The sequence below is a fragment of the Cellvibrio sp. OA-2007 genome (genome assembly GCF_000953825.1).
Taxonomy (GTDB): domain Bacteria; phylum Pseudomonadota; class Gammaproteobacteria; order Pseudomonadales; family Cellvibrionaceae; genus Cellvibrio.
Map to the genome: position 1 here is coordinate 1 of NZ_BBUL01000094.1, position 12,598 is coordinate 12,598.

Below are 12,598 nucleotides of genomic sequence, written 5' to 3' on the forward strand. Positions count from 1 at the left end.
TTTCTAAGGTGTCCGATATTCGCGGTAGGGATCAAAGGAAGTAAGCAATGCTTATCAAATCGTAAACACCATTGCAAAAAGAATTGGAATTTATGCAGGTATCACAACGAAGGATACACCTCTATTTATATCCGCTGGATATTTGGGACTAACCGCCACAAAGAATATAGATATTGAAAACATAAAAATTAATTCCTCAGGAATGAAATCGCAAGAATGTTATGAGTATTTATACTCCAGTAATTTTATGATTAGCGAAGAAGATCTTAAATTTCTTTATAAAATAGATTCGTTCAAGGCATGGAGTGAGTCCCCGGAATTTAAAGTTGGTGAAAAATGGCGGTTTACAACCCACCAGCTAAGGCGATCTCTTGCATATTACATTTCACAATCTGCGCTCGTTTCATTACCAACACTAAAAAAACAACTAAAACATTTGAATAGAGAAATGACTGTATATTATTGCCAGTCTAGCCTACCAGAAGACGACTTTTCCGAGGGCGGTCATATTTGTACATTACTTCAAAAAACAAAACCGGATGCCGATACAATAGCCTATCTAGACCAAGTGGCATTATCTGATGACTCACTATATGGATGTCATGGTAAATTTGTTGAAAAAAATATTGCTGCTAATGACATAGAAATTTACTCACAACAAAATAGAAATGATCTTAGAAAACAATTTTTATATGGTGAGATAAGCTATAAGGAAACTGCTTTAGGGGCATGCACAGCTTTGAGTCCATGCTTAAAAAGAGCGATGCGGGAAATTTCTGGTTGCTTAAGTTGCGAGCGAGCAGTCATAAAACCAAAAAATATTGAAAATACCATAAATTATCAGAAGGAATTTGTTGAAGATTTAAAGGCTCGCGACCCAGATAGTATTGAATATAGATCTGAACTAGCAGAACTAAATGCATTAATTGCATATAAAGTGAAGTTTATTGACAAGGATAAATCACATGACAGCAATTGATGAGTACTGGGACGCCCTAGACCGATTGATTAATAATGCACCTCTTCGACTTCCAAAAGGAACGCCAATCAATAACGATAGCGTTGCTCTGGAGGCAGGACGCAGTAGAGGCTCTATCAAGAAATCTCGCAACACATTTTCGGCATTAATTGAAGCTATTAAATCTGCACATGCAGTCAACATTAGAAAAAAACCTAATGCTAAAATTCAACTCGAAAATGAAAAATCAAAAAAGGAAAGCTATCGAGAGCTTTATCATCAATCGCTTAACCGGGAAATTATGTTGTTAGAGCGCCTGGATCAGCTGGAGAAGCGACTTAAGCAGATTTCCAATGTAACGCCAATTTTCAAGGGCAAGCAAAATGTGGATTCAAAAAGAAATTAAACTAAAACCTCGCGCTCGAGGGTTTCACCTTATTACCGATGAAATTCTAAGCCAGCTCCCCGAACTGAAGGAGGTCTCAGTTGGGTTGCTAAACGTTTTTATTAAGCACACATCAGCTTCATTGACCATTAATGAAAATGCTGACCCAACCGTTCGTCAAGATTTTGAAAGTTATTTCAATAAGTTTGTGCCTGAAGATGAGCCCTATTATCGCCACCTTGACGAAGGGTCAGATGATCTGCCAAGCCATATTAAAAGTAGCATTTTGGGCTCAAGTCATTCGATCCCCATAACTAACGGGAGACTCAATATGGGAATTTGGCAAGGGATCTATTTGTGCGAGCACAGAAATTATGGGGGCGGAAGAACAATTGTACTTACTATAAACGGCGAATAACGACATGTACAAATGCAATATATTTGGCCATATTTTTGATTGGGACATGGACACGCAGGAATACAATGATTCTGCATATATAAAGGCTTCTGCGTGTCCATATGCCTAGTTAATCACCCGTAACAACGATTTACCAGCACATTTAAAAGCCAGCATTCTGGGTGCAAGCCTCAACATTCCCGTTAGCGATGGGAGATTAAATATGGGAATTTGGCAAGGGATCTATTTGTGTGAGCACCGCAATCACGGTGGTAACCGCACGTTAGTAGTGACATTACAAGGCGATGTGTATTAATTTTTAACACAATAAAAACCCCGAAAATTTGAACTGCACCTTACTCAGTTGAACACTCCGTCCAACTGAGTAAGGTGTAGTTCTTATGTCTAAATACTCCAAATATTTTAAGCTGGACGTCATCAACACTTATCTATCCCGACAAGATAGCCAACAAACCCTGGGCTGAACTTACGCCCAAGGAGTTGCTGCGTCAGATTGAATACTTGCAAGCGGAGAACGCCTATTTAAAAAGTTGGATACCTTAATCCAGGAAGAAACCTTGGCGCAAACGTCAAAGCAAAGGCCGTCAGAGGATTAAGGCTTCATTCTCGGCTCGGTGATTTAACCCGCATCGCGCAATTGCCGCGCAGTGTTTTTTACTACTGGAATAGCCAATCGGCGGTGGTGGACAAATATCACAGCATCAAACAGTTGATCAGGCAGTTTTATGAGCGACACAAGGGGCGCAATGGATATAGGCGCATCGCAGTGACACTGAGAAAACGGGAAAATCTGATTAATCACAAAACCGTGCAACGACTGATGCACAGTTGGGTTTGAAATCGATTGTCCGTCCCAAGCGCTATAAATCTTATCGGGGCGCCGTTGGCAAGATAGCGCCCAATCGACTGGCACGTGAGTTCAGTACCCCTGCGCCGGGCGAGAAGTGGGTGACTGACATCACCGAATTCAAAGTGAATGGCGAGAAGGTGTATCTGTCACCCGTGCTTGATTTGTATAACAGCGAGGTGATTGCGTATCAGATCCAGACGCGTGCGACCTACGATCTGGTGGGCACTATGCTGAAGAATGCATTGAAGCGATTCAAACCAACACAGAGACCGCTGCTTCATAGCGATCAGGGATGGCACTACCAAATGCCGGCGTTCAGGCGAACACTATGTGCGCATGGTTTGGAGCAAAGTATGTCGAGGAAAGGAAACTGTCTTGATAATGCATTGATGGAAAACTTTTTTGGTGTGCTGAAAACAGAGTTTTTCCATCGCCAACGATTTGAGTCCGTAACGTGTTTTATAAAAAAGTTGAAAGCCTATTTGCGGTATTACAACCACGACCGAATTAAGCTGAAACTAAAAGGACTGAGCCCGGTGCAATACCGAATTCAGTCCTCTCATTAACCCCGCCGGTTGTGTCCAACTTTTGGGGTGCAATTCATGTTTACTACGACCAGATTACAGGCCTACAACGTTTTCAGCTTGGGGGCCTTTTTGACCTGGCTTAACGTCGAACTCTACTTTTTGGCCTTCAGCCAGAGTTTTAAAACCCGCACCGCTGATAGCGCTGTAGTGAACGAATACATCTTGACCCGCTTCACTTGCAATAAAACCAAAACCTTTGGATTCGTTGAACCATTTAACGGTACCAGTACTTCTAGCCATAATAAACCTCGATGTTCTTTATCAATAAAAAATGAATACCCCAAGGTGGAGCTATGCTGGCGGATTCAGATGCTACTTATGAAGAACAAAACGTGGTGCTAATAGATGTACTGCTAGAACAACGAGGTGACTTACCATAAATATCGCTGCGAACAGACCAGCTGATTAAATATATTCCCAGCTTTTCTTGATGTAAAGGCTTTATTGTGGCGGTTTATTCGCGTTTTCTGGCAATAAGCGATTGAATGTGCGGCAATTTGTCACTCCCGCAAATGGCTACAGCCCGATAAGATGGGTTCATTCGATCACCTCAAGCTCCCTCATCTTTCACTTAACCGGGTTGCCGGTTAATCTCCTTCGGGCTGGTTTGCCAGCCCTTTTTTATCCGCACCACTCCGCTACCATCTGCCAAGTTGCGCAAAATGCGACTATAAGTACCGCCTGTGTACACCATTACCGGTTCAGTTGCGTTTAGAATGCGCTCGGGCAGACTGACCCCACCAATAACAGGTAAAGGAAGCAATCCATGCAACAGGTTCATAAGGTCATTGGGGCAATCCCCTTTTTTATCGCGGTATTTCTTAATGCATTTGTCGATCTTGGCCATAAGATCGTGGTGCAAAACACCGTATTTAAACTTTACGATGGCAACGAGCAAATTTTTCTCACCGCGATAGTCAATGCGATGATGCTACTGCCGTTTATCCTCCTGCTTAGCCCCGCTGGATTTTTATCCGATGTGATGCGCAAAACCCGCGTGATGCGCGCCATGGCTTGGTTTGCTCTAGCGCTGACTTTGTTAATTACCACCTTCTATTATCTCGGCTGGTTTTGGGCTGCCTTTGGCATGACACTTTTACTCGCTGCACAAGCTGCGATTTATTCACCCGCCAAGTTTGGCTACATCAAAGAATTATTCGGCAAAGAGCGCCTTGCACAGGCAAATGGCGCAGTGGGTGCACTGTCGATGATCGCGATTCTGGCTGGCATTGCAGTGTTTTCCATTTTCTTTGAAATGTTTTATCCCGCAGGCGCCAGTTCAGAGAAGCAAGCTATTCAAGCCATTGCCCCACTTGGCTGGTTATTGGTGCTCAGCGCCGTTATCGAAGTGATAATGATTCATCGCCTGCCGGAACAAGCCGCGCCGCAAACTACTGCCCGTTTTTCCACCAAAGCTTATTTAACCGGAAAATTATTTGCCGAGGATATGGCGCCGGTTATGCGCCGCCGGGTGATTCGTTTATCGGTTGTCGGCCTCGCCATTTTTTGGGGTGTTGGCCAAGTGATGCTCGCTGCTTTCCCCGCGTTTATTAAAGAAGAATTACACATGGACAACGCGATGATTGTGCAAGGCATTCTTGCCTGTAGTGGCATTGGTATCGCGCTGGGTTCAATTATCGCCGGGCGTTTTTCCCGCAATTATATTGAAACCGGGCTGCTGCCCTTAGGCGCATTGGGCTTTGCATTAGGACTGTTGTGTTTACCGCACTTGCATTCCTACAGCGCGTTTGTGATTGCATTTTTATTTATCGGTTTCAGTGGCGGTGTCTTTACCGTGCCACTCAATGCAATGATTCAATTCCACGCGGGCGAACATGAATTAGGCCGCACCCTCGCTGCAAATAACTGGGTACAAAATGTGGTGATGCTGGTTTTTCTCGGCGTGACCGTTGGATTTTCCTATGTTGGATTTAGCAGTAAAACCCTGCTGGAAATGATTGCCGTTATTACCCTGATTGGTTGTTGCTACACCATTTATGAGCTGCCACAAAGTCTGGTGCGCTTTGTTTTCTCGCGAATTGTTTCGCAACGCTACCGCGTGCTGGTGCAAGGCATGAAAAATATTCCAGCCAAAGGCGGTGTATTACTGTTGGGCAACCACGTCAGTTGGATTGACTGGGCGGTATTGCAACTTGCCAGCCCGCGCCCGGTTCGCTTTGTGATGCTGCGGGCGATTTACCAGCGCTGGTATTTAAAATGGTTTTTCGATTTGTTTGGCTGTATTCCAATCGAGTCCGGTGCGCAGAGCCGCAATGCATTGGATACAGTTGCCGAGAGTTTAAATAATGGCGAAGTCGTTTGTTTATTTCCTGAAGGCGCTATTAGTCGCACCGGTCACTTGGGTGAATTTCGCCGCGGTTACGAGCGCGCCTGTGAAAAAGCGAATGACGAGGTGGTGATCGTGCCTTTCTATTTACGCGGTTTGTGGGGCAGTCAATTTTCCCGTTCATCTGCCCATTTGAAAAATAAAAATCGCCCACTATTGAAACGCGATTTGATCGTCGCATTTGGCAAATCCTTGCCCAAAGAAACTAAAGCCGATGTGCTCAAACGCCGCGTATTGGATTTATCCATTCACTCTTGGCAAGAATATGTAGACGGTTTGGATACCATTGGCCGCTGCTGGATTGACGCCGCAAAAAAAATGGGCAACCAACTTGCGATAATCGACACCATGGGCACCGAGCTGAGCGCGCACCGCGCATTGGCAGGCGCCAGCGCTATCGCCAGCCGCATTGCAAAATTGCCCGATCAAAATATTGGTGTACTGCTACCAACTAGCGCAGCGGGTGTACTCACCAACCTCGCCGTTGTACTAACCGGCAAAACTCTGATCAATTTAAATTACACCGCAAGCCAAGGCGCGTTTGCATCGGCACTCGCGCAGGCAAGTATCAACACCGTATTTACCTCGGCGCGCTTTTTGAAAAAACTGGAAGACAAAGGCATTCCCGCAAACAGTTTATTGCAAGGCGTGAATGTAATTGCCATGGAAGATTTTGCCGGCAACATTTCTACCACTGAAAAAATTGCACGCCTGCTATTAATTAAAATTCTGCCCGCATTTGCATTAAAAGCACTTTGGGCACGCAAGCAGAATGCAGATGACATAGCCGTGATTTTATTCTCCAGCGGTAGCGAGGGAATTCCTAAAGGGGTGCAGATCAGCCACAAAAATATTATCGCCAATGTTAAACAAATTACCGATGTATTAAATGTGGAAGAAAAAGATGTGGTAATGGCCAACTTGCCGCTATTCCATGCATTTGGTTTAACGGTAACCCAGTTTATGCCGCTGCTGGAAGCGGTACCCATGGTGTGCCACGCCGACCCAACCGATGCGTTAGGCAGTGCTAAAGCTATAGCGCAAAACCGCGTAACGGTTTTATTCGGCACTTCTACCTTCCTGCGTTTGTATTGCCGCAACCACAAAATTCATCCACTGATGTTAGAGAGCTTAAGGCTTGTTGTTGCTGGCGCAGAAAAATTGCAAGAGGAAGTACGCACGGCCTTTAATCTGAAATTTAATTTGCCGATTTACGAAGGTTATGGTGCAACTGAAACCACGCCGGTGGCCAGCGTTAACCTGCCCGATAAAATGGATACCCAGTACTGGCAGGTGCAAGCGGGTAATCGCCCTGGCTCAGTGGGCATGCCCCTGCCCGGCTCCAGCTGCATGATTGTTGACCCTGTGACATTTCAAGAGCTGCCCACCGGTGAAGCGGGCATGATTTTAATTGGCGGTGCGCAAGTGATGGTGGGCTATTTAAATAATCCGGAAAAAACCGCCAGCGCCATTAAAGAAATACAGGATATGCGCTGGTATGTGACAGGTGATAAAGGTGTTATTGATCAGGATGGTTTCCTATTCATTCAGGATCGCTATTCGCGTTTTGCCAAAATTGGCGGCGAGATGGTGAGTTTAACGCTGGTAGAAAGCGCCTTGAAAAAAGCGATCAACAACGATGCGATCGATATCATTGTAGTGGCCATTGAGGATGCGAAAAAAGGCGAGCGCCTAATCGCCATCGCCAATGCCGACGTGGCAAAAGATGAAATTCGCACCGAGGTGTTAAAACAGGGCTTAAACGCACTCGCTATTCCCAGCGATTGGATGCTGGTAGAAGCCATGCCGCTGCTTGGCTCGGGTAAAACGGATTTTAGTTTGGCGAAAGCCATGGCGAAGGAGTGGAGTCAAACAGAGAACGTGTCATCACTCGCTTTGGCTGACTAATCTTTCATCAAGGGTGCGCGCACAGCCACTGTGCATACCCTTGATGTAAATCAACTATTTACCCCTCTCGGCAAAGCTGCAACAATCGCTTTATCTAACTATCCCCCACCCAATCCACTTGAGGGATAACGACCCCTTGAGGTTTCTGCACTATGACCATCAATAACACAATCGTAAAATCCCAAGATTCCAGTTGCCCGCACGACAAAAAGGTCAACTGCGGCAACTGCAGATTAAATACTATCTGCTTGCCCATTAGCTTACATATTGACGATATAGATCGGCTCAACAGCATCATTCAGCGTGGCAAGCCCCTGCAAAAAGGCGATTATCTGTATCGCGCAAATGATCCGTTTGATTCAGTTTACGCGATCCGCTCTGGCGCCGTGAAAGCCATGACCATTAGCGATAATGGCGAAGAACAAGTTACCGGCTTCTATTTGCCCGGTGAAGTTGTGGGTATGGATGGCATTGGCGACAATCGCTATACCAATTCCGTTATTGCACTTGAGACAGCATCTGTGTGCGAAATACCGTTTAATCGTATGGAAGAGTTAAGCTTGCAGATTCCTAATCTGCAGCGGCATTTCTTTCAATTAATGAGCCGCGAAATCACTCAGGATCAACAGGTCATTACTCTACTCAGCAAAAGTAGCGCAGAAGAGCGAATTGCCGCATTACTCTTAAGCATCTCTAGCCGCAATAGCCGTCGTCAATTATCCGCCAATGCGTTTCGCTTACCCATGTCACGCACCGACATAGGTAATTATCTGGGCCTGACGATAGAGACAGTCAGTCGCATTTTCACTCGCTTGCAAAAACAAGATGTGATTACAGTGGATAAAAAAGAAATTGTAATTAATGAAATGGATAAGCTGCGCAGTATCGCCAATGGCGAAGCTGACCACTAAAACAGAACGAGCAACTACTACCGAGCAACCGCCAATGACCAACCAAAGTCGTTTAGAAAAAACTCTTGCCGCATTTGATGCCGCCAATTTACAAGACCCCAATACCGAGATAGTCGATGGCAAAGCCGTTGCTAAAGAATGGATTTATGCACAGCGCATGAGCGCGCAACTGCATCGTTTTTGTGAGGCACCATCGGAAGCGCTGCAACTCGCCGCGCGCAGCCAACATATTTGCCGCTGGAAAAGCCCTCGCAGTGATTACCCCATGGATCGCAGCGGTTATAAAAAGTGGCGCTTGGATCTGGCGCAGCTGCACGGTGAAATCGCCGGTGAAATCATGGCGCAAGAAGGTTACGACACAAGCATAATTGAACGAGTGAAAGATCTGCTGTTGAAGCGCAGTTTAAAACGCGACGATGAAGTACAAGCGCTGGAAGATGTTATCTGCCTGGTATTTATTGAATTTTATTTAGAAGATTTTGCCAGTAAACATGACGAAGAAAAACTCATCGATATTATTCGTAAAACCTGGAACAAAATGTCTGATAAAGGCCATGCAGCCGCACTAAAGCTACCGCTATCCGACGCTATGCTTGCACTTGTTGGCAAAGCGCTAGCAACAGAGTAAACACATTGATAAACGCCCTCAACACTCAAAATCGATAAAAGGAAAATCTCATGTACTTAACACTTAAACACCTTCATCTTACTTTTGTGGCCTTATCACTACTGGCATTTGTTGTGCGCGGACTGTGGTTATTTATGAATTCCAACATGCTAAGTAAAAAGTGGGTAAAAATACTGCCACATATCATCAGTACAATTTTATTGGTTAGCGGCATAGTATTAGCAGTACACCTGAGTATGTCACCCGGCAGCCAACCTTGGTTAATGGCAAAAATCATTGGTTTAATCGTCTACATTGGCCTGGGTGTGGCAGCATTTAAAGTACCAAATCCAAGCGCAAGTAAAGCACTCTGGATAAGCGCGCTAATTGTATTTGCTTATATTGTCAGCGTGGCTATTAGCAAAAATCCGCTGGGCTTTTTTAGCTAACCCGAAAATCAGTTCTTATGATGAGAGGCAGCCAAACGCTGCCTTTTTTTATTATCTTTCGCCGCTGCCTCTCTTAGCTTCCTCATTATTATTACCCTATTCCTGATGAATCAAAAAATTCAATTCATGTTTGCATTTTCGCAGTGACGCCCTAGTCTTAATACTAATGGCTATATCCAAGCCCTATTTTATTTACAATACTTGACGCGCCTTTAAAAGTGATTTATATCACAGTCCAGTTGTTCAGCTTTCATATAACTTTAATAATCGGTGAGCCCCTATGAAAAAAATCCTCTTGATCATCGCCCTGTTATCACTATCGCAATTCGGTTTCAGTTGCGATGAAACCTGCAAGCGCACCAAGGCAGAAACTGCCAATAACGTGAAGTTTGCCAGTTACTTAAATGCCAAATATTGCAAATCAACCGGTCTGGATTTTTTAATGCAAGGTCGTAGAAGCCTGCAGAGTTATCGCGACAAACAACTGCCTACTGCACATCGTGGCGGCGCCAAGAATATCCGCAACTTCATTTTACAGCGCAAAGATTGGCTGCAAGAGTGCGATAATTACTTAGACCTAACCGAGCAAGGCCGCATTTTCCGCGACAAAGAGACAACAGACAAAATAATGGCCGCCATGACTGGTACAGCAGAAGAACTGCATAAGATCATGCGCCGCCCTAAATCCGACATTGAAAGTTTGGAGATGGTTATCGCACCAGCCGCGACCAAATTTGATGAGCTTTTCAAGTTGATTGATGCACACTATCTTGAATTACAAAGACGTGGGCTTCTCTAACAACAGCTAAGTAGTAGCAACGAGACTTTAGCCCTAGCGACCATAAAAAAACCGGCGAATTACGCCGGTTTTTTTATGGTGCCTCAACTACCCACATAGGCTCAGGAGTTCTTTTTCAGTGAAAGCACTGATCGCTGGGGCTTATCAGGCCGATCGGCAAACCGTTTTGCCAGCTCTTCACGGGCTTTAATAGCTTCAGATTTTGCATCCTGCGCCGGACTGGACTGCCAAGATTTAAGCGCATTGCCACCAGACTTGGCTAAAAACTCCAACCCTGAACGCAATAAGCGCGCCTGATCGACAAAGCTCATTCCTTCGGGAAACTTGCCTGGATAAACCTCGGACGGATCTTTTGGATTACCTTCAATACGAATAGCAAATCCACTGGCATGAGTTGCCGTGCCTGCAGCCATATCAGCTGTCCAATCGTCAAAATTCATAGATACCACAGATGTTTATTAACGGAAACGGCATTAAAACATAAACTAATTGTGTGACAAAATAGCTAAAGACTATTTGTTAGCGATTAGACCTATCACCACCGGCAGCCAACGACAAGCGACGCTGCTCTTCGCGGTGCTCAAGCTTTTGCGCCCGACGCAGTTGACGCTCTGGTGGCAGCACACCAATGTGGGCTTGATTGCGCTGCTTGGCCAATTCGATTTGTTTTTGTCGCTCGGCAAAACGAGTCGTTTGCTCTGGGGTCAACTTATCGAAGCAGCGTGGACAGCAAACCCCCAGCATATAATGCTCTGATTTTTTATCATCTTCAGTGATCGGATAACGGCAACCGTGGCATTGGTCGTAAACACCCTTTTCTAATTTATGATTGACCGCTACACGGTTATCGAACACAAAACACTCACCGCGCCACAGGCTTTCTTCTTCCGGCACTTCTTCCAAATACTTCAATATGCCACCTTCAAGGTGGTACACCTCTTCAAACCCCTGCTCTTTTAAGTAGGCCGTGGATTTTTCACAGCGAATACCGCCGGTGCAGAACATGGCCACTTTTTTGTGTTTGGTAGGATCAAGGTTTTCTGCAACATAAGCCGGAAACTCACGGAAGGTTTCAGTTTTCGGGTCTATTGCACGCTCAAAAGTACCTATTTCATATTCATAAGAGTTGCGTGTATCAACCACTAACACATCGGGATCGCTAATCAACGCATTCCAATCACGAGGCTTAACATAGGTGCCCACAATCTGCTGTGGATCTATGCCGTTGACGCCCATAGTGACGATTTCTTTTTTGAGCTTGACCTTCATCCGATAAAACGGCTGCTCGTCATAAAAAGATTCTTTGTAACTTAAATTATTAAAGCGGCCATCAGCATCTAAAAAAGCAACCAAGCGATCAATTCCCTCGCGCGAACCAGAAACGGTACCGTTAATACCCTCCTCCGCTAACAGCAAGGTTCCCTTGATACCCAATTGATCACAAAGATCTTTCAGGCGCGGAACCAGAAGTTCGTAATCGGGTAATTTAACGAATTTATACAGGGCGGCGACGACAATTTGGCTCATAAACATCACTTAACGGGTTAACAATAATCAGATATAGGTATTCAAAGGCAGCAATATGGCGCAGGGCGCGCATTATAGGCGTTTAGTTTTTGCACAACCAGCATTTATTATTGGTCATGTTTACTCCCCCCCAAACACTGGGGAGATTCCGGAACCTCACTGTTCGCCAGCCACTCCTCTGGGCTAAAAGTGTGTAAAGCCAGCGCATGAACACCGGACTGCAACTCCTCTGCCAAACAGGCGTAGATAGCTTGATGGCGCTGGACTTGTCGCTTTCCAGCAAATGCGGCAGACGCCAAGACCACCTTGAAGTGAGTTTCGGAGCCAGGTGGCACCGAATGCATGTAGCTCTCATTAATAACATCCAGATGCACAGGCTGAAAATTGGCACTCAACTTGGTATGGATTCGACTTTCAACAGGATTCATAGCTTCAACCTTTCCGCAGGCAACAACAGCATCACAGAGGGATAGACAATTACTATCCAATCAAATCTGTTTATGCAAAAAAACTTGCCGCATTTTAGCGACAAAGATCTACACTGTGTTGACTTGGCGCAACCAGTGAACAGTTAAATTCAAGGTTATAACGATAATCAGCCCGAAAGAAGAAGTATCGACTATGAATGAGCACAAGTTTTTTTTCGACCGCCGCAAAGGCAATGATCGCCGCTTGGATCGCGACCCCTGCAAAAATATGCCGCTAGACCTCTATCACCGTAAACGCCGCAAATCTACCGACCGGCGGACAGAAGAGCGCAGTGTGGTAGATGACTATCTGGCGTTTTTAAGTGATGCAGATACCGCAGGCAAAACGCAGCATTGATTTATATAGGCAGGAGCGCCGCTTACT

The 12,598-nt window shown here is 45.2% G+C and carries 17 protein-coding genes; 12 read left to right on the top strand and 5 right to left on the bottom strand.

What is annotated here, in order from left to right:
- Nucleotides 1-247: 247 nt before the first annotated feature.
- From AWU77_RS14715 to AWU77_RS14730, 6 genes are all read left to right on the top strand, one after another.
- A complete protein-coding gene (locus AWU77_RS14715) occupies nt 248-979 on the top strand; it encodes a hypothetical protein (protein WP_152625366.1) in 732 nt (243 codons plus the stop codon).
- Nucleotides 966-1,364, top strand: a complete 399-nt coding sequence (locus tag AWU77_RS14720) for a hypothetical protein (RefSeq protein ID WP_062064838.1) — start codon at nt 966-968, stop codon at nt 1,362-1,364. The genes AWU77_RS14715 and AWU77_RS14720 overlap by 14 nt, the downstream gene beginning before the upstream one ends.
- Complete coding sequence (locus AWU77_RS14725) at nt 1,342-1,761, top strand: secondary thiamine-phosphate synthase enzyme YjbQ (protein ID WP_062064840.1); 420 nt, start codon at nt 1,342-1,344, stop codon at nt 1,759-1,761. Before AWU77_RS14720 ends, AWU77_RS14725 begins: the two co-directional genes overlap by 23 nt.
- Nucleotides 1,762-1,873: 112 nt before the next feature.
- Nucleotides 1,874-2,056, top strand: a complete 183-nt coding sequence (locus AWU77_RS20170; RefSeq protein ID WP_084618458.1) for a YjbQ family protein — start codon at nt 1,874-1,876, stop codon at nt 2,054-2,056.
- A 387-nt stretch (nt 2,057-2,443) separates the two neighbouring features.
- Nucleotides 2,444-2,599, top strand: a complete 156-nt coding sequence (locus AWU77_RS21035) for an IS3 family transposase (RefSeq protein WP_375600842.1) — start codon at nt 2,444-2,446, stop codon at nt 2,597-2,599.
- Nucleotides 2,596-3,177, top strand: a complete 582-nt coding sequence (locus tag AWU77_RS14730; protein WP_193747543.1) for an IS3 family transposase — start codon at nt 2,596-2,598, stop codon at nt 3,175-3,177. The genes AWU77_RS21035 and AWU77_RS14730 overlap by 4 nt, the downstream gene beginning before the upstream one ends.
- A 54-nt stretch (nt 3,178-3,231) precedes the next feature.
- On the opposite strand, the gene AWU77_RS14735 is transcribed toward AWU77_RS14730, so the two are convergent.
- The gene (locus AWU77_RS14735) at nt 3,232-3,438 is read right to left on the bottom strand and encodes a cold-shock protein (RefSeq protein WP_062064842.1); all 207 of its coding nucleotides are present in this window, start codon (nt 3,436-3,438) and stop codon (nt 3,232-3,234) included.
- 331 nt (nt 3,439-3,769) lie between these two features.
- Nucleotides 3,770-3,979, bottom strand: a complete 210-nt coding sequence (locus AWU77_RS14740) for a hypothetical protein (RefSeq protein WP_062064844.1) — start codon at nt 3,977-3,979, stop codon at nt 3,770-3,772.
- Here AWU77_RS14740 and AWU77_RS14745 point away from each other — a divergent pair.
- The 5 genes from AWU77_RS14745 (at nt 3,965) to AWU77_RS14765 (ending at nt 10,219) form a co-directional block, all read left to right on the top strand.
- Complete coding sequence (locus AWU77_RS14745; protein ID WP_062064846.1) at nt 3,965-7,453, top strand: acyl-[ACP]--phospholipid O-acyltransferase; 3,489 nt, start codon at nt 3,965-3,967, stop codon at nt 7,451-7,453. The two genes, AWU77_RS14740 and AWU77_RS14745, sit on opposite strands and share 15 nt — an antisense overlap.
- A gap of 152 nt (nt 7,454-7,605) precedes the next feature.
- Complete coding sequence (fnr, locus tag AWU77_RS14750; RefSeq protein ID WP_062064848.1) at nt 7,606-8,364, top strand: fumarate/nitrate reduction transcriptional regulator Fnr; 759 nt, start codon at nt 7,606-7,608, stop codon at nt 8,362-8,364.
- A 34-nt stretch (nt 8,365-8,398) separates the two neighbouring features.
- A complete protein-coding gene (locus tag AWU77_RS14755) occupies nt 8,399-8,992 on the top strand; it encodes a DUF4202 domain-containing protein (protein WP_062065267.1) in 594 nt (197 codons plus the stop codon).
- A 50-nt stretch (nt 8,993-9,042) separates the two neighbouring features.
- Nucleotides 9,043-9,420, top strand: coding sequence for a SirB2 family protein (locus AWU77_RS14760; RefSeq protein WP_062064850.1), 378 nt, complete (start codon nt 9,043-9,045; stop codon nt 9,418-9,420).
- A gap of 280 nt (nt 9,421-9,700) precedes the next feature.
- Nucleotides 9,701-10,219 carry a hypothetical protein gene (locus AWU77_RS14765; protein ID WP_062064852.1) on the top strand — a complete coding sequence of 173 codons (519 nt, stop codon included), beginning with the start codon at nt 9,701-9,703 and terminating at the stop codon, nt 10,217-10,219.
- Between the two features lie 101 nt (nt 10,220-10,320).
- Here the strand turns inward: AWU77_RS14765 and AWU77_RS14770 are convergent, their stop codons facing one another.
- The 3 genes from AWU77_RS14770 to AWU77_RS14780 form a co-directional block, all read right to left on the bottom strand.
- Complete coding sequence (locus tag AWU77_RS14770; RefSeq protein ID WP_062064854.1) at nt 10,321-10,659, bottom strand: hypothetical protein; 339 nt, start codon at nt 10,657-10,659, stop codon at nt 10,321-10,323.
- Nucleotides 10,660-10,738: 79 nt separating this feature from the next.
- Nucleotides 10,739-11,746, bottom strand: a complete 1,008-nt coding sequence (locus tag AWU77_RS14775; RefSeq protein ID WP_062064856.1) for a rhodanese-related sulfurtransferase — start codon at nt 11,744-11,746, stop codon at nt 10,739-10,741.
- A gap of 107 nt (nt 11,747-11,853) precedes the next feature.
- Nucleotides 11,854-12,174, bottom strand: a complete 321-nt coding sequence (locus AWU77_RS14780; protein WP_062064858.1) for a BolA family transcriptional regulator — start codon at nt 12,172-12,174, stop codon at nt 11,854-11,856.
- A gap of 193 nt (nt 12,175-12,367) precedes the next feature.
- Between AWU77_RS14780 and AWU77_RS14785 the strand changes: the two genes are divergently transcribed.
- A complete protein-coding gene (locus AWU77_RS14785; RefSeq protein ID WP_062064860.1) occupies nt 12,368-12,571 on the top strand; it encodes a hypothetical protein in 204 nt (67 codons plus the stop codon).
- Nucleotides 12,572-12,598: the final 27 nt, after the last annotated feature.